We start from the raw sequence: 22,489 nt of genomic DNA on the forward strand, positions 1-22,489 counted from the left end.
TTTTTCCTGCCGGCGAAATTACAAAAAAGCGTGCGAAAGTCGAATAAAAACCGTAAATTTGCGTTCGTTTATCGGCAATTATGGATTTTTTCTACGATATCGCCCGCTACGCCTATCTGCACAACGCGCTCGCGGCCTGCATCCTTTCGGGCATCGCCTGCGGGATCATGGGCACCTACGTCGTCTGTCGCCGCACGGTCTTTCTGGCGGGCGGCATCACTCATGCGTCGTTCGGCGGGCTGGGCATCGCCTTCTATCTGGGACTGAATCCCATTGCCGGAGCGCTCGTCTTCGCCGTTCTCTCGGCGCTCGGCATCGAATGGGCGGGCAACCGCGGCCGCATCCGCGAGGATTCGGCCATCGGCATCATCTGGTCGGTCGGCATGGCGCTCGGCGTACTCTTCATGAGCCTGCGTCCGGGCTACACGTCGGGCGATCTGGCCGGATACCTCTTCGGCAGCATCGTGACGGTCTCGGGCGCCGACGTCGCGGCGCTGGCCGCGCTCACGGCGCTCGTCGTCGCCGGCGCCGCGCTGTGGCTGCGTCCGGTGATGTACGTCGCCTTCGACCGCGAATTCGCCCACAGCCAGGGCATCGCCACGCAGACCGTCTCCTATCTCATGGCGGCCCTCACGGCCGTCACCATCGTGCTGGCCATCCGCGTCATGGGCATCGTGCTGCTCATCTCGCTGATGACCGTCCCCGCCGTGACGATGAACACGCTCTCGAAATCCTTCCGCACGATCGCCTTCGGCTCCGCCGTGCTCGGCGCACTGGGCGGAGTGGCCGGCCTGGCGGTCAGCTACCAGTGGGAACTGCCCTCGGGCGTGGCCATAATATTTGTCCTCACCGCGTCGCTTATTGTGGCAAAACTATTATCTTTGCGACACGAAAGCGCCAAAACCCGCCGCGGATGAAAACGATTCACAAGCTCGTATTGAAGTCGTATCTGGGACCGATGTTCCTGACCTTCTTCATCGTGATGTTCGTCCTGATGATGAATTTCATCTGGCGGTATATCGACGAGCTGGTGGGCAAGGGGCTCGACGCCGGCGTCATCATCGAGCTGATGAGCTACGCCATGGCCAACATGATTCCCATGGGCCTGCCGCTGGCGATGCTGCTGGCGGCGATCATGACGCTGGGTAACCTGGGCGAAAACTACGAATTGCTGGCGATGAAGTCGGCGGGCATGTCGCTGCCGAAAATACTCAAACCGCTCATCATCGTGGTGGGCATCATCGCCATCGGCAGTTTCTTCGTGGTGAACAATCTGGTTCCCTATGCCAACAAGAAGATGCTCAGCATCCTCTACGACATCCGCCAGCAGAAACAGGTCATCGAATTCCAGGACGGGCTCTTCTTCAACGGCATCGAGGACATGAGCATCCGCGTCGGCAAACAGGACCCCAAGACCCACCTGCTGCGCGACGTGCTGATCTACGACAACCGCAACATCAACGGCAACATGACCACCACGGTGGCCGACTCGGGCTACATCCGCCTGTCGGACGACAAGAAATACCTGCTCGTCACGCTCTTCAATGGCGAGACCTACGAGCAGACGCGCAACTACCAGTGGTACAGCAAAAGCGCGCTGCGCCATCACATCTTCGAGAAGCAGGACGGCGTCATCCCCATGGAGGGTTTTGGTTTCGAACGCTCGGACGCCAACTTCTCGAACCAGAGCACGACCAAGAACATCGCCCAGCTCGACCGGGCGATCGACTCGCTGGAGCTGACGGTCAATTCGGCCACCACACGCTCCTACGAACCGCTGCTCAGGGAGCAGATCTTCGCCAACGACAACCAGGTGCTGCCCCTGCCCGACAGCGCACGCATCGACAAAAGCGGATTCCGCGACGCCCTCATCGCCGACTCCATCGCACGGCTCGGCCTGCGCGACCGGGACAAGGTGTGGGGCATCGCACGCGCCAACGCCAAGAACTCGCGCGGCCTCTTCTCTTTCGACGAATCGACGGCCAAGGAGGCGCTCAACCAGCTCTACCGCAGCAAGATCGAGTGGCACCGCAAGATTTCGCTTCCGATCTCGATCATGATCTTCTTCCTGATCGGCGCACCGTTGGGCGCCATTATCCGCAAGGGCGGCCTGGGAACGCCGATCGTCATCTCGGTGATCTTCTTCGTCATCTACTACATCATCAGCATCTCGGGCGAAAAGGCTGCGCGCGAAGGCAACTGGGAAGCCTTCTACGGCATGTGGCTCTCGTCGTTCATCCTCGCCCCGATCGCCGTCTACCTCACCTACAAGGCGACCAACGACTCGGTGCTGCTCGACGTCGACTGGTACACCGGACGTATCAAATACTACAAGGAGAAGTGGGGGATCCATACTCCGAAATGGATGTCGGCGCTCGCCGGCAGGTTCAAACGCAAACCCGAAGAGAATAAATAAAATACGAGTGCAAATTATGGCTAAGAACGCTATTTTCAATACGGTCGAAGAGGCTATCGAGGATTTCCGCGAGGGCCGGATCGTGATCGTCGTCGACGACGAAGACCGCGAAAACGAGGGCGATTTCATCGTCGCCGCCGAGAAAATCACCCCCGAAATCGTCAATTTCATGCTCTCCAACGGCCGCGGCGTGCTCTGCGCACCGCTTTCGGAGTCGCGCTGCGAGGAGTTGGAACTGAACATGATGGAGGAGAACAACACTTCGCTGCTGGGGACTCCCTTCACCGTGACGGTCGACCTGCTGGGGCAGGGTTGCACCACCGGCGTCTCGATCCACGACCGCGCCGCCACGATCCGTGCGCTGGCCGATCCCGCCACCCGTCCGTCGGATCTGGGGCGTCCGGGCCATGTCAATCCGCTACGTGCCCGCGAGAAGGGGGTGCTGCGCCGGCCGGGACATACCGAAGCGGCCGTCGATCTGGCCCGTCTGGCCGGATTGCAGCCCTGCGGCGCTCTGATCGAGATCATGAACGAGGACGGCTCGATGGCCCGCCTGCCGCAGTTGCTCGAAGTGGCGAAGAAATTCGACCTGAAAATCGTCTCCATCGCCGATCTGATCGCCTACCGTCTGCGCGAAGAGTCGATCATCGAACGGGGCGTGACGGTCGACATGCCCACCAAGTGGGGGATGTTCCGCCTCACGCCGTTCCGCCAGAAGAGCAACGGGCTGGAGCACGTCGCCCTGACCAAGGGCGAGTGGACGGAAGAGGAGCCCGTGCTGATCCGTATGCACTCGTCGTGCGTCACGGGCGACATCTTCGGCTCCTACCGCTGCGACTGCGGCGAACAGCTCCACGAAGCCATGAGCATGATCGAGCGCGAAGGCAAAGGCGCGATCGTCTACCTCAACCAGGAGGGGCGCGGCATCGGCCTGTGCAACAAGATCAAAGCCTACCAGTTGCAGGACGAGGGGCTCGACACGGCCGAAGCCAACCTGCGGCTGGGATTCCGCGTCGACGAACGCGATTACGGCGTCGGGGCCAGCATCATCCGCGAGCTGGGGATCAAACACATGCGCCTGATGACCAACAACCCGCTCAAACGCGCCGGACTGGAAGGCTACGGGCTGCACATCGACGAGATCGTGCCGATCGTCATCGCGCCCAACAAGTACAACGAGCACTACCTCGAAACCAAGGAGGTGCGCATGGGGCATACGCTCGGCCTGTTCAAAAAGAAGTAAGCCGATGCGCCTGCACCACCTCGCACTCTGGAGCCGGAGGATCGAACTCCTGCGGGATTTCTACACGACCTATTTCGACGGCCATGCGGGCGAAAAGTACGAAAACCCCGCCAAGGGTTTCGAGTCCTATTTCGTCACCTTCGCCGACGGCGTATCGCTGGAACTGATGCGCCGCACCGACGTCACGGCGCCCGACGCCGCACAGCATCTGGGGCTTGCGCACTTCGCCTTCGGCTGCGAGAGCCGCGCCGAGGTCGACCGGCTCACCGAACGGCTGCGCGCCGACGGCCATCCCGTGCTGAGCGAACCCCGCACCACGGGCGACGGCTACTATGAAAGTGCGGTCGGCGACCCCGACGGCAACCTTGTCGAACTCGTATACAAAGCATGACATGATGAATCCGAAAACGCTGCGCATCGTCTTCATGGGTACGCCCGAATTCGCCGTCCCGTCGCTCCGGCGGCTCGTCGCCGAAGGGTACAACGTCGTCGGGGCGGTCACCGTCCCCGACAAACCGGCCGGCCGCGGCCGGCACCTGCGCGAAAGCGACGTGAAGATCGCCGCCCGCGAACTGGGAGTGCCCGTATTGCAGCCCGAAAAGTTCCGCGATCCGGCATTTCTGGATGCCTTGCAGGCGTTGCAGCCCGATTTGGGAATCGTCATCGCCTTCAAGATGCTGCCCGAAGTCGTCTGGGCGATGCCCCGTCTGGGAACCTTCAACCTGCACGCCTCGCTGCTTCCCGAATACCGGGGGGCGGCCCCGATCAACTGGGCCATCATCAACGGCGAACGCGAAACGGGTATCACGACGTTCCTGCTCAACCACGAAATCGACAAGGGGGCGATCCTCGCGCAGGAGCGTGTCGCCATCGCGCCGGAGGACAACGTGGGAACGCTCTACGAACGGCTGATGCTGCTCGGCGCCGAACTGGTCACCGCGACCGTCGACCGCATCGCAGCGGGGGACTGCACTCCTGCGGAGCAGATGCACTTCGACGAAAGCCGCCTGCACCCCGCACCGAAGATCTTCAAGGAGGACTGCCGCATCAACTGGCGGCAGCCGGGCGAGCGCATCGTAAACCTCGTGCGGGGACTGTCGCCCTATCCGGCCGCATGGACGCCGATATTCAAGAAGGGGGAGCCGAGCGATACGGCCAAAATCTTCGCCGTGCATTTCGAACCGGGCGGGGTAGTACAGCGGCCCGGCACCGTCGAGACCGACAAGCGCACCTACCTCGCGGTCGCCTGCGCCGACGGCCGCATCGTCGTCGACGAATTGCAGATCGCCGGCAAACGCCGGATGTCGGCGCGCGACCTGCTGCCGGGTATGCGCGACCTCTCGGATTACTCCTTCGGGGAGGAGGCAGCCGAAGCCTGACGCCAGCGGCGGTAACGGTCTACGGGCCATACCGCCGCAATACCGACCACGGCACCGACCGTCGCCTCCGAGAAGCGCAACAGTCCGTTGGCCAATGGCGACAGGTCGGGGGAACGTTCCGAGACGATCAGTACGATGATAAGCGTGATCGTAGCCATTTTGCCGTTGTCCGGCACCTTGAACATCATGCAAATCACCTCTTCCAATACGACGGCGACGACCATTCCTGCCGGCGAAAAGCGGAAATTCACCAGATAGACATAGGCCACGACCGCACCGATGAAGGTGCCCAGCACCCGCAGCCACCCCTGCTGAACGGCGTGGCGGATATCGGGTTGCTGTTGCACGACGATCGCCGAGACACAGGCCAGCATCGCCCCCGTCAGGCTCGACGCTTCATGGAAATGCGACGTAATCGCAAAACCGAGCAGGTAGGCGAGCGTGACGGCGACGGCTTTCGCAATCACTTCGAGCGGCTGCACGCGGTGCAGTATCTCCCACGGTGTAATCATCTCTCCCGTCCCCACGGCAAGAAACGCACCGGAAAACTCCTGTCCGTCCCGAAATCCGCTCCGAATCCCGAAAAACCGCCGCTCACCGTGTCCGGTACCGAATGCCGATCGCTGAAAAAACTGCCGAAAACGAACCTTTTCATTAAGCCGAGCACAGAGACCAACGCTGTTCGGGCCATATCCGCCCTCGCGGATCGCACCTTCGGACCTGACGCCGACCGGCGACAAACACTGAAAATCCCTGTCGCAGTCCGACTGCCGCCACCAGAAGATATTACCGAAAAAGCCGCGCCTGCTCAGAAATTGAGCAGGCGCGGCTTAACTTATCGCCTGAAATCTTTGTAAATGGTACAATATCTCGGATTCAAACTATCGTAAGCAACAATACAGGAATCCCCCTCCCGAGGCGGTTTCATGGAAAAGGTTTCAATCCGAGGATAATAACCAACACCTCTTTTATAAATTTTGCCGTCATGTTTATATATTAAAAACACCGAAACACGTCCTGGTCTTCCTGCTATTCCACTAATATATGCAGTGGTATATTTTGCATGTTCTCGAAGAGATCGGTCAATATCTGGACCTTTGATACAATAAATCCACATGACAAATATAATACCTGCACATCCCAGTATTATCGCCGCCGTATTCATTATTTTAGCTTGAATTCGCTCTATTTCTTTTTTCTCCAATTCAGTCATTTTCATAGTCGCAGTTTGTTATACCATCGAACCATTATATGCAGGGAAGTTACGAAAACTCCGCAATATTTCCAAACCGCTCAGGATATTCGTCGTCAATATCGTAACGGCCTCCCAACCTCCGAAGCATCGTAAAAAGACGAACGTAGCAAGCCGACGGGCTTGCCGCGTTCGTCTTTTTCTGACAGGGGAGGGCTTACTCCTCGACCGGCTCGAACTGGTCTTTGCCGACACCGCACAAAGGGCACACCCAATCTTCGGGAATATCCTCGAACGCCGTTCCTGCGGCAATACCTCCGTCCGGGTCACCCACGGCAGGATCGTAAATCCATTCGCAGACCGTGCAACGATACTTTTTCATACGCTTATTCTTTTGAATTCGATTTGTTTCCAACAAATGTAGCATCATTTTTCGGAAAAACCAAATCGGAAATCCCGATACCGCCATCAGCAGAAACAATCGCCGTACCAAACCGCCCAAACAGGAGACCTCTTTCCGCCGATGAGGCGCGCCCCTTCACGACGACCGCCCGTTCCCCACACTCCCGTACACCGACGCTCCGAAAGTCCGCTTCCGCCATCGTCCCCGGACAATCGCCGTCCGCTGTCCGAGCGACCGCATCCGTCCGATATAACCCGCATACTATTCATCGGCGAAATAGCGGACAAAAGGCTATCGAAAATATTCGTCGAAATATTTCCCCCCCCCGAAAAAATTTTCCTACATTTGTCCGCCCTCTCTCCGATAATGTCGAACCAAGAAGACCCGAACTATGCACAGATTCCGCCTCATCCTACTGCCTCTATGCCTCTTTGCGACGGCAACGGCAATCGGTCAGACCGTCACCGGCCGCATCGTCGACGAGCGGCAGCAACCCGTCGCAGGGGTCGCGGTCGTCATGCAGACGCCCGACTCGGTCTATGTCGACGCCGTGGCGAGCGACCTCGAAGGGCGGTTCGCCATCGCATCCGGCGTCCGTCCCTACCGACTGCTGTTCCAGCATCTCAGCTACGACCCGCTGACGGTGGAGCGTTCGGGCGACGACGCCGGCACCGTTACGCTGACCGAAGCGACGAACCTCGTGGACGAAGTGGTCGTCCGGGGCGAACGCCCGCTGGTGAAAGTCGAGCAGGGGCGCCTGAGCTACGACCTCCAAGTCGCCGCACAGGGCAAAATCGCCGCCAACGCCTACGAAGCCCTCACCAAACTGCCCGGCGTGAGCGAACGCGACGGGGCGCTCACGCTCGCCGGCGCCGCCGGTGTGACGGTCATCCTCAACGGAAAACCCTCGACGATGACGGCCGAACAGCTCGCCGCACTGCTCAAATCGACCCCGGTCGAGCAGGTGGAGAAGGTCGAGGTGCTCTACGCCGCACCGCCGCAGTACCACATTCGCGGCGCGGCGATCAACGTCGTGCTTCGCCGCCGTTTCGGCCGCTCGTTCTCCGGCCAGGTCAACGGCACCTACGAGGGCGGCTACTACCACTCGTGGGGAACGGGAGCGAGCGCCGTCTATTCGACGCCGACACTCTCGGTCGACGCGCTCTACCGCGTCGGCGAAGCCCGTTCGATGCGCAAACTGCCGCTGACCTCGCAGCACACGGTCGGCAGCGACACGTTCGACATCCGGCAGGAGCAGCGCCTTGCCGACGACAACCTCACGCACAACCTCCGCACGGGGCTTTCGTGGAAAACCTCCGAAAAAAGCCATATCGACCTGGCCTACACCGCATCGTTCACCCCGTCGGGCAAAGGCGACATCTCGGCCACGGGCAACTACGTCGCAAGCGACTCGCATATCCGCGACGACGCGGCGATGCACAACCTCGCGCTCTCCGCCTCCACGGGTTTCGGAATGCAGATCGGGGCCGACTACACGCATTACAACACCACCAGCCGGCAGGAGATGTCGCTCCTGCCGGCCGACGGCGCACCTTCGTCGTTCCGCACCGACGCCGGACAGTGCATCGACCGCCTCTCGCTCTCGCTCGACCAGAGCCACGACCTCGGCCGGCAGTGGACACTCGACTACGGCGCCCGCTTCGTCTATGTCCGCGACAACGACTACCAGTATTATACGTCGGAAGAGGCGATGAGCGACCGCGACACCGACCTGCGGCTCGACGAATACACCTACGACCTTTATGCGGGTACGAGCCGGAACTTCGCATCGGGCGTCTCGTTTTCGGCCTCGCTCACAGGCGAATACTATCGCCGCAACGGCTACGACCGCTGGGCGTTCTTCCCGCAGGCCTCGCTGAGCTGGATGGCGTCGGCCGACCATATCCTGCAAGCGGAGTTCTCCTCGGACAAAAGCTATCCTTCGTTCTGGGACATGTCGGGCGCCGTCACCTACCTCGACGGCTATGCCGAGGTTCACGGTACGCCCGGCCTGCGTCCCTCGTCCAATTACGGTCTCACGCTGACCTACGTCCTCAAACAGAAATACATTTTCCAGCTCTTCGGCAACCACCGCGTCGACGCCTTCACCCAGTCGGCCTATCTCTCTCCCGACCGTCCGGCGCTCATCTACCAGACGTTGAACTGGGACTATATGTCCTCCTTCGGGGCGCTGGCCGTCGTGCCGCTGCGTATCGGCGAACGGTTCACGTCGCGCATCACGCTTTCCGGATTCGATTACCTGCTGCGCAACCGCGATTTCTACGGCATGGACTACAAACGTTCGAAATGGGTGGGATACGCCGCTCTGGACAATACGCTGCGCCTCTCGCGCAAACCCGATCTGGCGTTCGAGTTCGGAGGGTACTATCAGTCCGAAGCGATCCAGTGCACCTACGACATCGGCGCTTCGTGGCGCCTCGACGCAGGGGTGAAATGGACGTTCGCCGCCGGCAAGGCCGAGCTGAGCGTCAAGGGCAACGACCTGTTCGACAGCATGACGCCCGTCTCGGAGGTCGATTTCGGCGAACAGCGTCTGCGCATGGGCAACGACTTCCACACGCGCAACGTGACGGTCAACTTCGTCTACCGCTTCGGCGGCTACAAGGACAGGGAACGCAAGAAGGTCGACACCTCGCGATTCGGCCACTGAAAAAGGGGTGGCCTAAACTATTTTCAAGAAATAATCGTATATTTGCAACAGTGAGAGATTTATAACACCATTTGCCTATGAATAGATAACCGCAGCATCTTTTTTGATTTTCCGTACCGTCCACGCACGAAAAGCGCCGGTACATACATATAAAAGCGTTAGCTTTATTTCTTGTCTTCTGAAACGTCGCAACTTTCACAAGCAGCCAAGAGTAAGGCGTAAACGCTCACGTTTCTACGTGGGCTTTACTCTTTATTTGGCTGCAAGGTATGCGACACCTCAGAAGACAGATAAAAGTTTTGTCCCACGTTTTTTATGTACCTGTTCCAACCCAATACCAACCACGCCGAGGGGACACGGCCTTATCTGCATAAATCTATGAAACAGTTCATTACATTGATCTGCGCAGGGCTGTTAATGAGTTCTTGCGCCACTATTTTCTGCGGTTCAAAAACCAAAGTCACTTTCGACGGTGAGATTTCCGAAAAGGCCACCCTGACCATCGACGGAATGAAACACACCAACGTCACGTTCCCCTATACGACCAAAATCCGCCGAAGCTTCGACGAAACGGTCGTCAAGATCGAATCGCCGAACTACACGGCCGAACCGATCATCATCAACAAGAGTTTCAACGCCGTATCGGTCATCAACCTGCTGAATATTCTCGGTTGGGGTATCGACGCCGCGACGGGCGCCATCACCAAACCGGAATTCAAATTCTATCAGATTGATTTCCAACCCAAAGAGACGACGGCCCCGAATCAAAAGTAACCCATTCCGTAGCGTCGTTTTCCGACCGCAGCCGGCGGGGGATATTTTCCAAGCCGCAGTTGGCGAGGAGCCGCCCTTCTCGCCTCTGCGGACTGCCGTTTCCGGCCACGGCCGAAGAACGCACCACGACAAAGTAACGATTGCAAACATCCTCCGCCAAAACGACGTCCGGCCGCTCCGATAAGGAGCGGCCGGACGCATTCCATAGAGGGTTCGTCAGCGTACCTGCCGGATGATTTCGGCACCGTGGCGGATCGCCTTCTCGTTCTCGGGCAGCATCTTCCATGCCCGCTCGGGCAGCGACTTTTTCAGGCCGAGCGCCACGTTTTCGAGCGTCACCACGGGACATACTTTCAGGTATCCGCCCAGAATCATCGTGTTGAACAACTTCGAATTCCCCAGCTTGGCCGACTCCTCGGCGGCGTTGATCGTATAGATACGGATGTCGGTGCGGGTAGGGTGGTGCGTGATGCCGTTCGTGTCGTAGATCAGCGTACCGCCCGGGCGCACCTTCGCCTCGAACTTGTCCATCGACTGCTGGTTGAGGATAATGGCCGTATCGTATTGGTAGGCGATCGGCGACGAAATCTTCCGATCCGAGAGGATGACCGTCACGTTAGCCGTACCTCCGCGCATCTCCGGCCCGTAGGAAGGCATCCACGTCACCTCGAAATCCTGCATCACGCCGGAGTAAGCGAGAATCTTTCCCATCGAGAGGACGCCCTGTCCTCCGAATCCTGCAATAATTAACGTCTCTTTCATACCCTTGGATCTTACTCGTTAGACTTGATGTCGCCCAACGGATAGTAGGGCAGCATGTTCTGCGCGAGCCACTCGTTGGCCGCCACGGGCGACATCTTCCAGCCGCTGTTGCACGTCGAAACGACCTCCACGAGCGAGAACCCCTTGCCTGCCATGGCCGTCTCGAACGCCTTGCGCAGAGCTCGCTTGCATTTGCGGACGTTGGCCGGCGTGTGGACGCTCTGGCGCGTGATGTAGGCCGTACCGTCGAGGTGCGCCATCATCTCGGCGATCTTGTAGGGGTAGCCGTTCAGCCGCGGGTCGCGGCCGTAGGGCGTCGTCGCGGTTTTCATGCCCAACAGCGTCGTGGGGGCCATCTGCCCGCCCGTCATGCCGTAGATGGCATTGTTGATGTAGACCGCCACCACGTTCTCGCCGCGTGCGGCGGCATGGATCGTCTCGGCCGTACCGATCGCCGAAAGGTCGCCGTCGCCCTGGTAGGTGAAGACCATGTTCTCGGGATGCAGCCGCTTGACGGCCGACGCGATGGCCAGCGCACGGCCGTGCGCCGCCTCGATCCAGTCGATGTCGATATAATTGTATGCGAAAACGGCGCAGCCCACGGGCGAAACGCCGATCGTGCGGTCGGCCATGCCCATCTCCCCGATCACCTCGGCCACCAGCTTGTGCACCGTGCCGTGGCTGCAACCCGGGCAGTAGTGCATCACGTTGTCGGTCAGCAACGGCGACTTGCCGTAGACCAAATTCTCCTGCTTTATTTCAACTTCCGCCATTGTCTTACGCTTTAATCAGTTTCTCTTTCAACGCCGCGAGCACCTCGTCCGGCGAATAGATCATACCGCCCTGACGGCCGTAGTGCTCGACGGGTACGGCGCCGTTCACGGCCAGCCGTACGTCCTCGACCATCTGGCCGGCGTTCAGCTCGACACTCAGGAACCCCTTCACCCGTGCGGCCAGTTCGGCGATCGGACGGGTCGGGAAAGGGTAGAGGGTGATCGGACGCAGCATTCCCAGCCGAATCCCTTCGGCGCGCGCCATTTCGACCGTCGCCGAGCAGATGCGGGCCGACGAGCCGAAGGCCACGATCACGTAGTCGGCATCGTCGCACGCAAGGGCTTCGTACCGCACCTCGTTCTCCTCCATGGCCTTGTACTTGGCCTGCAAGCGCAGGTTGATCTTCTCCATCGCTTCGGACTGCAATTCGAGCGACGTGACGACGTTGCGCGGACGGTCGGCGGGCTTGCCGTAGGTCGCCCAGTCGCGGCACTCGGCGGCGATCTCCTCGTTCGTCTTGCGCGGGCGCTGGGGTGCGAGCACCACCTTCTCCATCATCTGACCGATCGCCCCGTCGGCCAGAATCATCGCCGGATTACGGTACTTGAAAGCCAGATCGAAACCCAGCGCCACGAAATCGTGCATCTCCTGCACCGACGCGGGCGCCAGCACGATCAACCGGTAGTCGCCGTGGCCGCCGCCCTTGCAGGCCTGGAAATAGTCGCCCTGCGAGGGCTGGATCGTACCCAGACCGGGGCCGCCGCGCTGACAGTTGACGATCAGGCACGGCAGTTCGGCGCCCGCGATGTAGCTCAGCCCTTCGGCCATGAGCGAGATGCCGGGCGACGACGACGAGGTCATCACCCGCTTGCCGGTGGCCGCACCGCCGTAGACCATGTTGATCGACGAGATTTCGCTCTCGGCCTGCAAGACGACCATGCCCGTCGTCTCCCACGGTTTGAGTTCCATCAGGGTCTCCATCACCTCCGACTGGGGCGTGATCGGGTAACCGAAATAAGCGTCGCAACCGTAGCGAATCGCCGCATGGGCGATCACCTCGTTGCCTTTCATCAGTTTTATCTCTTTCTCTGCCATGTCTATTCGAATTTTTGCCGGTATACCGTAATACAACTGTCCGGACAGATGATCGCACACGAAGCGCAGCCCGTACAGGCGTCGGGGTGCGCCATCATGCACATGCGATACCCCTTGTTGTTGACTTCGACCGAAAGGGCCAGCACGTCGCACGGACACGATGCCACGCAGACGCCGCAACCCTTACAGCGTTCTTTATCAACGACAATCGTTCCTTTTATCTTTGCCATAATGCCGTTTTGAGTTAAGTTTCTTACAAATGTAGCAAAAAATCGCCCTCTTTGTTTCGATTCTCCGAAAAAATCGCGTCCTGCCCGTCGAACGGCAACCGCCCCGCATCCGCCGGAAGAGGCGGAGGGCAGCAACGGATATTCCGCAAAAAATACTATCTTTGCAATCGTTTTCAGCGACATAGGAAGCCATGAATCCGACACCATACCGACATGCGGCAGACCGGATCGTCTCCCGAATCGCCGTTCCCGTCCTGCGGGAACCGGTCTTCTTCTGCTTCATGCTGCTGACCTTCGTATGGCCCCAGCTGACGAGCGACCTGTTCCGCATCGAAGCGACGCATTGGGAGATACTCGGACTCTACATCGCCTATGCCTATGCGGCGACGCTGCCGCTCGGCATACTCGGCGGCAAAGCCCGCCGCTGGTACAAAGCGGCAGCCTACACGCTCGCCTATGCCGTTTCGATGGCCGAATGCTTTCTGCTCGTCTTCTTCCGCACCTTCATCACGCCGTCGCTCATGAGCATCGCCACGGATACCGATCCGGCCGAAAGCGCCGAATTCATCGAGTGCTACCTCTTCACCGGACGCTTCGCACTCTTCCTCGCGGCTTGGAGCCTCGTCGCAGGCATCAACCTCCTGCTGGAAAAGGTTTCGCAGGCCCGGCGCACCGCACCGATGCCCCATGCCGGCCTGCGCACCTGCCTGCTGACGACCGTACTGGCGGGGGGGGAATTTTCGGACTGACATCCAACGCCTCCGCCTTCGAATCGGCCTGGCGGCTCTCCCGCATACACGACCGGCATGAGCTGCACGAATTGTTACGCGAAGACCCTGAGCTCTGTCTCGAACGCCGTTCGGCACCCGAACGCCTGTTTTTCAGTCTGCGGATGCAGGCCTTCGACCGCAACGCGATCGGGAGCCTGCACGAAGCGATGGAGTCGATTGCGATCGACTCCTGCACGTTCCGCTCTCCGGAAATCGTCCTCATCCTCGGCGAATCCTACAACAAACACCATGCAGCATTGTACGGGTACCCGCTGCCGACGACGCCCCGACTGTCGCAGGAAGAGGCGGCGGGCCGTCTCTATCCCTTCACCGACGTGGTATCGCCGGCCAATTTCACGGTGAAAGCCATGCATCTGCTCTTCTCCTTCGCCAGCCAGGACCGGCAAACGGCGTGGTGCGACACACCGCTATTCCCCGCTCTCTTCCGGCGTGCGGGTTACGATACGCTGATGTTCGACAACCAGACGACCTTCACGCTCGAAAACGACGACGTGTGGGATCAGGAGATCCGCCATTTCCTCTACCATCCCCGGCTCTCCCCGCAGCTCTTCACGCATTGCAACGCCGACAAATACCCGTTCGACGAAGGACTGCTCGCCGATTTCGACCGACAAGACCTTCGCTTCCGCAATCCGCACCGGCTCACGATCTTCCACCTGATGGGCCAACACGTGGCCTACCGCAACCGCTTCCCCGCCGAAGCGGGTTATTTCACGGCCGACAGCATCCCCGAATATTCGACCTCGGGGCTGCGGCGAAGCCGCGACGAACGCCGCATTGTCGCCGACTACGACAACGCCGTCCGCTACAACGACCGTGTCGTGGGAGAGATCCTCGACCGTTGCCGCACACGCGACGCCGTGGTCGTCTACCTCTCCGACCACGGCGAGGAGGTGTTCGATTACGCCCACCGCAACGGACGCATCCACGATGCGACGCTCTCGCCCGACTGCTGCCGTCACCAATACGAGATTCCCTTCATGATCTGGATGTCGGACCGCTATCGGGCCGCACGTCCCGAACTCGCGGCGGCGATCGCCCGTGCGGTCGACCGGCCCTACATGACCGACGACCTGCCGCACCTGCTGCTCGATCTGGCCAGCCTCTCCTGCCGTTGGTTCGACCCGACGCGCAGCGTCGTCAACGACCGTTTCGATGCCTCGCGCCCCCGATTGCTGCGCGACGACAAGGTGGACTACGACCTCATCATGCGGCAGGCGAAGGGCAGTGCGGAAACGAACAAGGGTGCCTGATACACTCTCAGACCCCCTTGTCTATCTCCTTGCGGAACCGGCGGATCGCCCGCCGGCGCTCTATTTTCCCTCCTCGAAGGAATGGATCACCACGCCCGAACGCAGTTTGGGTTCAAACCACGTCGTCTTGGGCGGCATGATGTTGCCCGTATCGGCGATGTCGATCAGCTGTTTCATCGAAACAGGGTAGAGTGCGAAGGCGACCTTCATCTCGCCGCTGTCCACACGCCGCCGCAACTCGCCCAATCCGCGGATACCGCCCACGAAATCGATCCGTTTCGAGGTACGCAGATCCTTTATATCCAACAGCTTGTCCAGCACACGGTTCGACAGCACGGTCACGTCGAGCACGCCGATCGGATCGTCGTCATCGTAGGTGCCCTCCCTGGCCGTCAGGCTGTACCACGCGCCGTCGAGATACATCGCGAAATTATGCAGACGGGCAGGGCGGTACACCTCGCCGCCGATCTTCTCCACCTCGAAATCCGTCCGCAGCGCCTCGACGAACTCCGCGGGCGTCATGCCGTTCAGATCGCGGACCACGCGGTTGTAGTCGATGATGCGCAGCTGGCTCGCAGGAAAGGTCACGGCCAGAAAGAAGCAATACTCCTCGTCGCCCCGATGGTTCGGATTGCGGAGCATACACTCTTCGCCCACACGCGCCGCAGCCGCCGTACGGTGGTGGCCGTCGGCGACGTACAATGCCGGTATATCCTTGAAAATCTCCGTAATGCGGTCGTTCACCTTCCGGTCGCGGATGACCCACAACCGGTGGCCGAAACCGTCCTCGGCCGTAAAGTCGTAGTCGGGCGCAGCACCCTTCACCACGCCCTCGACCAGCGCATCGATCTCGGCGTTGTCGGGATAGGCGAAGAAGACCGGTTCGATGTTGGCCCGCTGGCAACGCACGTGCTTCATGCGATCCTCCTCCTTGTCGGGACGTGTCAATTCGTGCTTCTTGATCGCACCACTCCGATAATCCTCGAAATGGCAGCACATCGCCAGTCCGTACTGCGTCCGTCCGTCCATGGTCTGCGCATAGACGTAATAGTGTTCTTCCTCGTCCTGTTGCAGCCAGCCCCGTTCGCGCCACAGACGGAAATTCTCGACCGCACGGTCGTAGACCTCCTCGGCATGTTCATCAGCGATCGGATCGAAATCGATCTCGGGTTTGATGATGTGCAGCAGCGAACGTTCGCTCGCTTCGGCTTTGGCCTCCGCCGAGTTGAGCACGTCGTAAGGCCGCGAAGCGACCTCGGCGGCATGTTCCTTCGGCGGGCGGATTCCCCGGAAAGGTTTGATTCTTACCATAGCGTACAAGATTAAAAGACGGGGCGAAAGACGACCCGCAGGCCGCGTTCCGCCCCGTCGTGAATCGAATTACCTGTTGACCTGGAAACGGGTGTCGCCCGTCTTGAAGAAATCGACGATCTGCCGCGCCGCAGCCAGTCCGGCGTTGATATTGGCCTCGGCCGTCTCGGCACCCATCTTCTTGGCCGTGGCGAAGAAGCGCTTGCCGAACTTCCCGGCCATCTCGGCCTGCGCATCGGGGGCGATGTCGGTGATGTATTTCAGATCCTCCCGCTCGGTCATCGCACGCACCACGCCGGCTTCGTCGATCACCTCCTTGCGGGCCGTATTGACCAGCGTCGCGCCCTTGGGCATCGACATCAGCAGCTCGTACCCGATCGAACCGCGCGTCTGGGCTGTCGCCGGAATATGCAGCGACAGAAAGTCGGCCGCCTCGTAAAGCTCCCCGACCGAAGCGACGCGCTTCACGCCGTCGGCCTCGAACAATGCGTCGTCCGTCACGAACGGATCGTAGGCGATGACGTTCATTCCCATCGCCTTGCCCTTGCGGCCGACGAGCTTGCCGACGTTGCCGTAGGCATGGATGCCCAGCGTCTTGCCCTGAATCTCCGATCCCGTGCCGGGCGTAAAACCGTTGCGCGCCATGAAGATCATCATCGCAAGGGCCAGTTCGGCCACCGCATTGGAGTTCTGCCCGGGGGTGTTCATCACCACGATCCCGCGGGCCGAAGCGGCTTCCAGGTCGACGTTGTCGTAACCGGCGCCGGCACGCACCACGATTTTGAGATTCTTCGCGGCGGCGATCACTTCGGCCGTCACCTTGTCGCTGCGAACGATCAGGGCGTCGACATCGGCCACGGCGGAGAGCAGCTCCGCACGATCGGCGTATTTTTCCAGCAGGGCCAATTCGTACCCCGCCTCTTCCACAATGCCGCGAATGCCCTCCACCGCCTTTTTAGCGAACGGCTTCTCGGTTGCAACCAATACTTTCATATCTTTGAGTAATGACGTGAAATAAATTCGTTTCTCTTTTTTCGCCTCGTATGTGTAGGGAACGATCGTCGGACACATGGCCTATTTGCCGTGTTTGCGGGCGAACTCCTGCATGCAGGCCACCAGCGCCTCGACGCTCTCTTTCGGAAGGGCGTTGTAGCACGAAGCGCGGAAACCGCCCACCAGACGGTGTCCCTTGATGCCCACCATGCCCTGCGACTTGGCGAACTCCAAGAACTCGGGCGCCAGCTCCTCGTAGCCCTCGGCCATGACGAAGCAGATGTTCATCAGCGAACGGTCCTCCTCGGTCGCCGTACCCACGAAGAGGGGGTTGCGGTCGATCTCGTCGTAGAGCAGCGCCGCCTTCTCCTGGTTGCGGCGGTAGATTTCGGGCACGCCGCCGATCGATTTGAGCCAGTTGAGCGTCTCGGTCAGCGCGTAGATGGCGAACACGGGCGGCGTGTTGAACATCGAGTTGTTGGTCACGTGCGTGCGGTAGTCGACCATCGTGGGCAGATCGCGCTGAATCCGGTCGAGCATATCCTCGCGGATAATGGCGAACGTGACACCCGCCGGAGCGAGATTCTTCTGCGCGCCGCCGTAGATCATGGCGTACTTGCTCACATCGCGCGGACGGCTCAGGATGTCGGAACTCATGTCGGCGATCACGGGCACCGGCGAATCGAGGTCGGCCGTGTACTCCGTACCGTAGATCGTGTTGTTGGTCGTGATGTGCAGGTAGTCCAGATCGGCGGGGATGTCGAAGCCTTTGGGGATGTAGGTGAAATTCCGGTCCTCGGACGAGGCGACGACTTCGGTCTGGCCGTAACGCTTGGCCTCCTTGATCGCCTTCTTCGCCCAGACGCCGGTATTGACGTATCCCGCCTTGGTGTTGAGGAAATTGGCGGGCACCTCGAAGAAGTGGGTGCTGGCGCCGCCGCCGATGAAGATGATCTTGTAGTTATCGGGAATATCGAGCAATTCGCGCAGCAGCGAATCCGCCTGAGCCATCACCTCGTCGAACTCCTTCGAGCGGTGTGAAATCGAGAGAATCGACAACCCCGTCCCGTTGAAATCGAGGATCGCCCGGGCCGTCTTCTCATAAACGACTTCAGGCAGGATCGAAGGTCCTGCGTTAAAATTGTGCTTTTTCATAGTCTGATGATTTAGATAACTGTTACTCCGATAACACAAAGGTAAGCAAAAAATGAGAATCCGCAACCACGACGGCCCAAATATTTTCAGATAATTCGCCGGCAGCCATTTTTCGAACGGAATCCTTCCCCGTTTCGCATTTGTTTACTATTTTTGCAAAAATTTACCTCGACCAATGATCAGATCCATGACCGGTTTCGGCAAGGCCGAAAGGCTCGCCCCGAATAAGAAATTCAGCGTCGAAATCCGCTCGCTCAACTCCAAACAGCTCGACCTGAGCATCAAAATGCCCTCGGCGTACCGTTCGCTCGAACCCGAAATCCGCACGCTGGCGACAAAGGCGTTGCAGCGCGGCAAGGTCGAAATTTTCGTCACGGCCGAGAGTACGGCTGTCGAGACTTCGGCCCATATAAATAAGGAGCAGTTCCGCGCCTACGTCCGCCAGTTGAGCGATGCGCTCACCTATGCAGGTATGGAGGCTTCGTTCGACGCCATGATGCAGTCGGTGCTGCGAATGCCCGACGTGGTTTCGACGCCTAACGAAACGGTACCCGAAGAGGAGCACGCCGCGCTGCTGGCGGCGGCGGGGGAGGCCGTCGCCCGGCTCGACGACTTCCGCTTGCAGGAGGGCGCCACGCTGATCGCCGACCTGCTGCGGCGCGTGGACAAGATCGAAGGCTACAAGGAGGAGGTAGTCCCCTACGAAAAGGCGCGCACCGAGACGATCAAGGCCCGCATCCGCGAGAATCTGGCGCAGCTCGACGTCGAGGTCGATTCGAACCGGCTGGAACAGGAGATGATCTTCTACCTTGAAAAGCTCGACATCACCGAGGAGAAGGTACGCTTGCAAAACCACTGCCGCTATTTCCGCGAAGTGGCTGCCGACGAGGAGACGCCCGGGCGCAAACTCGGTTTCATCGCTCAGGAGATGGGGCGCGAAATCAATACGATGGGCTCGAAGGCCAACGAGAGCAACATCCAGATTCTCGTGGTAAAGATGAAGGACGAGCTCGAAAAAATCAAAGAGCAAGTACTCAATATTTTATAACGGTCAACCCGAAGCAGAGCTTAATATCCGGTCTCATGGGAAAACTCATCATCTTTTCGGCTCCGAGCGGTTCGGGCAAGACGACCATCGTGCGCGAGTTGCTCCGACGGATTCCCCAGCTGGAATTCTCGATCTCGGCCACTTCGCGCGCACCGCGCGGTACGGAGCGCGACGGCGTGGACTACTATTTCCTCTCGCCCGACGAATTCCGCCGGGCGGTCGACGAAGAGCGTTTCGTCGAATGGGAGGAGGTCTATGCCGGCACCTGCTACGGCACGCTGCGCAGCGAACTCGACCGCATCTGGGGGAAAGGGCATACCATTCTGTTCGACGTCGACGTGCTGGGAGGGATCAACCTCAAACGCATCTTCGGCGCCGACGCCTGCTCCGTCTTCATCATGCCGCCGTCGATCGAGGAGCTGGAACGCCGGCTCGAACTCCGCGGCACCGATGCTCCCGAAGTGATCGCCAAACGGGTCGCCAAAGCGGAGTTCGAACTGACCAAGGCGCCCGAATTCGACCACGTCGTCGTCAACGACGTGCTGGACACGGCCGTGGCGGAGGTCGAACGCATCGTGCGCGACTTTCTCAGCTAAACCGATCGAGTCGTGAAACACGTCGTTCTCTATTTCGGTTCGTTCAATCCCGTCCATCGGGGGCATATCGCATTGGCCGAGTGGGTAGCCGAGCATGTCGGCTGCGACGAGGTGGTGCTGGTCGTCTCGCCGAAGAACCCGCTCAAAGCGGACGATTCGCTCGCACCCGAGCTGAACCGTTTCGAAATGGCCGAACTGGCCTGCGCCCGCTCGCGTTTCCCCGAACGGATCAAACCCTCGGTCATCGAATTCCTGCTCGAAAAACCCTCCTACACGATCGACACGCTGCGGTACCTCTCGCGGAACTACGGCGGACAAATGCGTTTTTCGGTACTGCTGGGCGCCGACCTCGTCCCGCAGCTCGAACGCTGGCGAGACTACCGCGAGATCCTCGACGGCTATCCGCTGCTGGTCTACCCGCGCAGGGGCTTCGAGACGACGCAATACCTCGACCGGATCACCCTTCTGAACGAAGCGCCGCTGTGCGACTTCTCCTCGACCGAGGTGCGCCGCGCATTGGAACAGGGCGACGACGCATCGGCGATGCTCACGCCCGAAGTGCTGGCCTACATCCGCGAGAAACGGCTCTGGGACCCCGTCCGCTACGCCGAACGGCTCACCGAACGCATCGGCGAGGAGCCGTGCAACGCCGCACTGCTCGTCGAACGCGGACGGTGGTACTACCGCCGCCAGGAGTGGGGCAAGGCGCTCAACGATTTCAACCGCGCGCTCGGAATCGATCCCGCACGCGACGAAGCGCGCCAATACGCCGAACAGATCGAGGAAATCCTCGCCTTCCGTTACAAAGACATCTACAACCCGTAACTTACGATATGAACAGATTGAAGATAGCGTTTCTGGCCGGAGGTGACTCTTCGGAACGGGAAATCGCATTGCAGAGCGCAGCCCAGATCGAAGCGGCGCTCGACCCTGGAAAATACGACGTGACGGTGATCGACGTCCGCGGCCGCGACTGGCACTACACGGCCCCCGACGGACGCCGGTGGCAGCTCGACCGCAACGACTTCTCGCTCACGGTAGACGGATGCCGCCGCGAATTCGACTACGCCCTGATTCTCATCCACGGCACGCCGGGCGAGGACGGCAAGTTGCAGGGCTACCTCGACATCATGGGCATTCCCTATTCGTCGTGCTCAATGACCTCGTCGGTCATCACCTTCGACAAGATCTCGACCAAGCGCGCCGTCGCCGCCACGGGCGTGGGGCTGGCGCGCGAACGGTTCATCCGCCGCGGCGACGCCGTCGATCCCGACGCACTCGCGGCCGAACTGGGACTGCCGCTCTTCGTCAAGCCCAACGCCTCGGGCAGCAGCTTCGGCGTGACGCGCGTCGAACGAGCCGGCGAAATTCCCGCCGCCGTCGAACGCGCCTTCGCCGAGAGCGACGAAGTGCTCGTCGAGGAGTGCATCCGCGGCCGCGAAATGGGCTGCGGCGTACTGATCGCCGGCGGCAGGGAATACCTGCTCCCGATCACGGAGATCCGGCCGAAAAAGGAGTTCTTCGATTTCCAGGCCAAATACGAGGCGGGCTATTCGGACGAGATCACGCCGGCCGAGATCGCACCGCAGACCGCGGCCGAACTCCACCGTCTCGCGCTGGCGGCCTACAAGGCCTGCCGCTGCCGGGGCATCGTGCGCGTGGATTTCATCGTCACGCCCGAAGGCCGTCCCTACCTGATCGAGATCAACACCATTCCCGGCATGAGCGCCGGCAGCATCGTACCCAAGCAGGTGCGCGCCGCCGGCATGACGCTGGGCGAACTCTACGACCTCATCATCGCCGACACGTGCGGCCGCAAGCCATGATCGAAATCGACGACAAGATCGTAAGCCTCGACCTGCTGCGCGAGTGCTTCGCCTGCGATCTGAGCCGCTGCAAGGGCATCTGCTGCGTCGAAGGCAACGCCGGCGCACCGCTCGAAATCGAGGAGGTCGCAACGCTCGAAGCCCAGTACGAGACCTACAAGCCCTACATGCCCCCCGAGGGCATCGCCGCCGTCGAGCGGCAGGGCTTCATGGTCGTGGACGACGAGGGCGACTACACCACGCCGCTGGTCGGCGACGCCGAGTGCGCCTACTCCTACACCGAAAACGGCGTGACGCTCTGCGCCGTCGAACGGGCCTTCCGCGAAGGACGGTGCTCGTTCCGCAAGCCGATCTCGTGCCACCTCTATCCGATCCGCGTCGTGCGCTTCTCGAACGGTACGCTGGGCCTCAACTATCACCGCTGGGAGGTTTGCCGGCCCGCGGTGGAGTGCGGCCGCCGGCTGGGCATCCCCGTCTACAAGGCCCTTCGGGAGCCGATCGTGCGGCGTTTCGGCGAAGAGTTCTACCGGGCGCTCGAAGCGGCCGAAGAGTTCCTGCACGAACAGGAGCGATGACC

The 22,489-nt window shown here is 60.2% G+C and carries 24 protein-coding genes; 14 read left to right on the forward strand and 10 right to left on the reverse strand.

The features are described 5' to 3' along the window. Nucleotides 1–80: 80 nt before the first annotated feature. The 5 genes from FMF02_RS12375 to fmt are packed head-to-tail and all read left to right on the forward strand — an operon-like array spanning nt 81 to nt 5,038. On the forward strand, nt 81–917 hold the full coding sequence (locus tag FMF02_RS12375) for a metal ABC transporter permease (RefSeq protein ID WP_141413361.1): 837 nt from the start codon (nt 81–83) through the stop codon (nt 915–917). Beyond that, entirely contained in the window at nt 914–2,416 is a 1,503-nt protein-coding gene (locus tag FMF02_RS12380) for an LptF/LptG family permease (protein WP_019129439.1), read from the forward strand. The genes FMF02_RS12375 and FMF02_RS12380 overlap by 4 nt, the downstream gene beginning before the upstream one ends. Nucleotides 2,417–2,432: 16 nt before the next feature. Further along, the gene (locus tag FMF02_RS12385) at nt 2,433–3,659 is read left to right on the forward strand and encodes a bifunctional 3,4-dihydroxy-2-butanone-4-phosphate synthase/GTP cyclohydrolase II (protein WP_019129438.1); all 1,227 of its coding nucleotides are present in this window, start codon (nt 2,433–2,435) and stop codon (nt 3,657–3,659) included. A gap of 4 nt (nt 3,660–3,663) precedes the next feature. Continuing rightward, the gene (locus FMF02_RS12390; protein ID WP_141413362.1) at nt 3,664–4,050 is read left to right on the forward strand and encodes a VOC family protein; all 387 of its coding nucleotides are present in this window, start codon (nt 3,664–3,666) and stop codon (nt 4,048–4,050) included. A 4-nt stretch (nt 4,051–4,054) separates the two neighbouring features. Next, nucleotides 4,055–5,038: a methionyl-tRNA formyltransferase gene (gene fmt, locus FMF02_RS12395; protein WP_141413659.1), complete on the forward strand. Its 984-nt coding sequence runs from the start codon at nt 4,055–4,057 to the stop codon at nt 5,036–5,038. Here fmt and FMF02_RS12400 read toward each other — a convergent pair. From FMF02_RS12400 to rd, 3 genes are all read right to left on the reverse strand, one after another. Next, nucleotides 5,005–5,550: an FUSC family protein gene (locus FMF02_RS12400; RefSeq protein WP_141413363.1), complete on the reverse strand. Its 546-nt coding sequence runs from the start codon at nt 5,548–5,550 to the stop codon at nt 5,005–5,007. The genes fmt and FMF02_RS12400 overlap by 34 nt on opposite strands. A 323-nt stretch (nt 5,551–5,873) precedes the next feature. Continuing rightward, a complete protein-coding gene (locus tag FMF02_RS12405; RefSeq protein ID WP_141413364.1) occupies nt 5,874–6,257 on the reverse strand; it encodes a hypothetical protein in 384 nt (127 codons plus the stop codon). A gap of 190 nt (nt 6,258–6,447) precedes the next feature. Next, a complete protein-coding gene (rd, locus tag FMF02_RS12410) occupies nt 6,448–6,612 on the reverse strand; it encodes a rubredoxin (protein ID WP_019129434.1) in 165 nt (54 codons plus the stop codon). Nucleotides 6,613–7,024: 412 nt separating this feature from the next. Between rd and FMF02_RS12415 the strand changes: the two genes are divergently transcribed. Together FMF02_RS12415 and FMF02_RS12420 are read left to right on the forward strand one after the other, a co-directional pair. Next, complete coding sequence (locus FMF02_RS12415) at nt 7,025–9,304, forward strand: outer membrane beta-barrel family protein (protein WP_141413365.1); 2,280 nt, start codon at nt 7,025–7,027, stop codon at nt 9,302–9,304. A 378-nt stretch (nt 9,305–9,682) separates the two neighbouring features. Next, nucleotides 9,683–10,078: a hypothetical protein gene (locus FMF02_RS12420; RefSeq protein WP_141413366.1), complete on the forward strand. Its 396-nt coding sequence runs from the start codon at nt 9,683–9,685 to the stop codon at nt 10,076–10,078. A 216-nt stretch (nt 10,079–10,294) separates the two neighbouring features. Here the strand turns inward: FMF02_RS12420 and FMF02_RS12425 are convergent, their stop codons facing one another. Genes FMF02_RS12425 through FMF02_RS12440 form a run of 4 tightly spaced genes read right to left on the reverse strand, consistent with a single transcriptional unit; the run spans nt 10,295 to nt 12,939 of the window. Further along, nucleotides 10,295–10,840, reverse strand: coding sequence for a 2-oxoacid:ferredoxin oxidoreductase subunit gamma family protein (locus FMF02_RS12425; RefSeq protein WP_026074704.1), 546 nt, complete (start codon nt 10,838–10,840; stop codon nt 10,295–10,297). 11 nt (nt 10,841–10,851) lie between these two features. After that, nucleotides 10,852–11,613, reverse strand: coding sequence for a thiamine pyrophosphate-dependent enzyme (locus tag FMF02_RS12430; protein ID WP_026074703.1), 762 nt, complete (start codon nt 11,611–11,613; stop codon nt 10,852–10,854). 4 nt (nt 11,614–11,617) lie between these two features. Beyond that, nucleotides 11,618–12,709 (reverse strand): 3-methyl-2-oxobutanoate dehydrogenase subunit VorB, encoded by a 1,092-nt coding sequence (locus FMF02_RS12435; protein ID WP_019129430.1) that lies wholly within the window; start codon nt 12,707–12,709, stop codon nt 11,618–11,620. Nucleotides 12,710–12,711: 2 nt separating this feature from the next. Beyond that, nucleotides 12,712–12,939, reverse strand: a complete 228-nt coding sequence (locus tag FMF02_RS12440) for a 4Fe-4S binding protein (RefSeq protein WP_019129429.1) — start codon at nt 12,937–12,939, stop codon at nt 12,712–12,714. A 191-nt stretch (nt 12,940–13,130) separates the two neighbouring features. Between FMF02_RS12440 and FMF02_RS13720 the strand changes: the two genes are divergently transcribed. Then, complete coding sequence (locus tag FMF02_RS13720; protein ID WP_162502311.1) at nt 13,131–13,688, forward strand: hypothetical protein; 558 nt, start codon at nt 13,131–13,133, stop codon at nt 13,686–13,688. Between the two features lie 71 nt (nt 13,689–13,759). Next, nucleotides 13,760–14,983, forward strand: coding sequence for a phosphoethanolamine transferase (locus tag FMF02_RS12445; RefSeq protein WP_162502312.1), 1,224 nt, complete (start codon nt 13,760–13,762; stop codon nt 14,981–14,983). A gap of 60 nt (nt 14,984–15,043) precedes the next feature. Here the strand turns inward: FMF02_RS12445 and FMF02_RS12450 are convergent, their stop codons facing one another. The 3 genes from FMF02_RS12450 to serC all read right to left on the reverse strand — a co-directional run bounded on the left by FMF02_RS12450 (nt 15,044) and on the right by serC (nt 18,442). After that, a complete protein-coding gene (locus FMF02_RS12450; protein ID WP_141413368.1) occupies nt 15,044–16,294 on the reverse strand; it encodes a DUF1015 domain-containing protein in 1,251 nt (416 codons plus the stop codon). A 69-nt stretch (nt 16,295–16,363) separates the two neighbouring features. Then, a complete protein-coding gene (locus tag FMF02_RS12455; RefSeq protein WP_141413369.1) occupies nt 16,364–17,287 on the reverse strand; it encodes a 3-phosphoglycerate dehydrogenase in 924 nt (307 codons plus the stop codon). 81 nt (nt 17,288–17,368) lie between these two features. Then, complete coding sequence (gene serC, locus FMF02_RS12460) at nt 17,369–18,442, reverse strand: 3-phosphoserine/phosphohydroxythreonine transaminase (protein ID WP_141413370.1); 1,074 nt, start codon at nt 18,440–18,442, stop codon at nt 17,369–17,371. 187 nt (nt 18,443–18,629) lie between these two features. Here serC and FMF02_RS12465 point away from each other — a divergent pair, with 187 nt between their 5' ends. Genes FMF02_RS12465 through FMF02_RS12485 form a run of 5 tightly spaced genes read left to right on the forward strand, consistent with a single transcriptional unit; the run spans nt 18,630 to nt 22,487 of the window. Further along, entirely contained in the window at nt 18,630–19,490 is an 861-nt protein-coding gene (locus FMF02_RS12465) for a YicC/YloC family endoribonuclease (RefSeq protein ID WP_019129424.1), read from the forward strand. Nucleotides 19,491–19,525: 35 nt separating this feature from the next. Then, the gene (gmk, locus tag FMF02_RS12470; protein WP_141413371.1) at nt 19,526–20,086 is read left to right on the forward strand and encodes a guanylate kinase; all 561 of its coding nucleotides are present in this window, start codon (nt 19,526–19,528) and stop codon (nt 20,084–20,086) included. Nucleotides 20,087–20,098: 12 nt separating this feature from the next. Continuing rightward, nucleotides 20,099–20,911, forward strand: a complete 813-nt coding sequence (gene nadD / locus FMF02_RS12475) for a nicotinate (nicotinamide) nucleotide adenylyltransferase (RefSeq protein ID WP_141413372.1) — start codon at nt 20,099–20,101, stop codon at nt 20,909–20,911. Nucleotides 20,912–20,919: 8 nt separating this feature from the next. After that, nucleotides 20,920–21,912: a D-alanine--D-alanine ligase gene (locus FMF02_RS12480; RefSeq protein WP_026074701.1), complete on the forward strand. Its 993-nt coding sequence runs from the start codon at nt 20,920–20,922 to the stop codon at nt 21,910–21,912. Then, entirely contained in the window at nt 21,909–22,487 is a 579-nt protein-coding gene (locus FMF02_RS12485) for a DUF3109 family protein (RefSeq protein ID WP_141413373.1), read from the forward strand. Before FMF02_RS12480 ends, FMF02_RS12485 begins: the two co-directional genes overlap by 4 nt. Nucleotides 22,488–22,489: the final 2 nt, after the last annotated feature.

Source organism: Alistipes communis (assembly GCF_006542665.1).
GTDB lineage: Bacteria > Bacteroidota > Bacteroidia > Bacteroidales > Rikenellaceae > Alistipes > Alistipes communis.

Excerpts from the sequence above, each read along its gene's own strand:
- FMF02_RS12405 (WP_141413364.1), bottom strand. The coding sequence starts at position 6,257 with ATGAAAATGACTGAATTGGAGAAAAAAGAAATAGAGCGAATTCAAGCT.
- FMF02_RS12485 (WP_141413373.1), top strand. The coding sequence starts at position 21,909 with ATGATCGAAATCGACGACAAGATCGTAAGCCTCGACCTGCTGCGCGAG.
- FMF02_RS12430 (WP_026074703.1), bottom strand. The coding sequence starts at position 11,613 with ATGGCGGAAGTTGAAATAAAGCAGGAGAATTTGGTCTACGGCAAGTCG.
- FMF02_RS12465 (WP_019129424.1), top strand. The coding sequence starts at position 18,630 with ATGACCGGTTTCGGCAAGGCCGAAAGGCTCGCCCCGAATAAGAAATTC.
- FMF02_RS12455 (WP_141413369.1), bottom strand. The coding sequence starts at position 17,287 with ATGAAAGTATTGGTTGCAACCGAGAAGCCGTTCGCTAAAAAGGCGGTG.
- rd (WP_019129434.1), bottom strand. The coding sequence starts at position 6,612 with ATGAAAAAGTATCGTTGCACGGTCTGCGAATGGATTTACGATCCTGCC.
- FMF02_RS12425 (WP_026074704.1), bottom strand. The coding sequence starts at position 10,840 with ATGAAAGAGACGTTAATTATTGCAGGATTCGGAGGACAGGGCGTCCTC.
- FMF02_RS12450 (WP_141413368.1), bottom strand. The coding sequence starts at position 16,294 with ATGGTAAGAATCAAACCTTTCCGGGGAATCCGCCCGCCGAAGGAACAT.
- FMF02_RS12400 (WP_141413363.1), bottom strand. The coding sequence starts at position 5,550 with ATGATTACACCGTGGGAGATACTGCACCGCGTGCAGCCGCTCGAAGTG.
- FMF02_RS12380 (WP_019129439.1), top strand. The coding sequence starts at position 914 with ATGAAAACGATTCACAAGCTCGTATTGAAGTCGTATCTGGGACCGATG.
- gmk (WP_141413371.1), top strand. The coding sequence starts at position 19,526 with ATGGGAAAACTCATCATCTTTTCGGCTCCGAGCGGTTCGGGCAAGACG.
- FMF02_RS12385 (WP_019129438.1), top strand. The coding sequence starts at position 2,433 with ATGGCTAAGAACGCTATTTTCAATACGGTCGAAGAGGCTATCGAGGAT.
- FMF02_RS12480 (WP_026074701.1), top strand. The coding sequence starts at position 20,920 with ATGAACAGATTGAAGATAGCGTTTCTGGCCGGAGGTGACTCTTCGGAA.
- serC (WP_141413370.1), bottom strand. The coding sequence starts at position 18,442 with ATGAAAAAGCACAATTTTAACGCAGGACCTTCGATCCTGCCTGAAGTC.
- FMF02_RS12415 (WP_141413365.1), top strand. The coding sequence starts at position 7,025 with ATGCACAGATTCCGCCTCATCCTACTGCCTCTATGCCTCTTTGCGACG.
- fmt (WP_141413659.1), top strand. The coding sequence starts at position 4,055 with ATGAATCCGAAAACGCTGCGCATCGTCTTCATGGGTACGCCCGAATTC.
- FMF02_RS12390 (WP_141413362.1), top strand. The coding sequence starts at position 3,664 with ATGCGCCTGCACCACCTCGCACTCTGGAGCCGGAGGATCGAACTCCTG.
- FMF02_RS12420 (WP_141413366.1), top strand. The coding sequence starts at position 9,683 with ATGAAACAGTTCATTACATTGATCTGCGCAGGGCTGTTAATGAGTTCT.
- FMF02_RS13720 (WP_162502311.1), top strand. The coding sequence starts at position 13,131 with ATGAATCCGACACCATACCGACATGCGGCAGACCGGATCGTCTCCCGA.
- FMF02_RS12435 (WP_019129430.1), bottom strand. The coding sequence starts at position 12,709 with ATGGCAGAGAAAGAGATAAAACTGATGAAAGGCAACGAGGTGATCGCC.
- FMF02_RS12440 (WP_019129429.1), bottom strand. The coding sequence starts at position 12,939 with ATGGCAAAGATAAAAGGAACGATTGTCGTTGATAAAGAACGCTGTAAG.
- FMF02_RS12375 (WP_141413361.1), top strand. The coding sequence starts at position 81 with ATGGATTTTTTCTACGATATCGCCCGCTACGCCTATCTGCACAACGCG.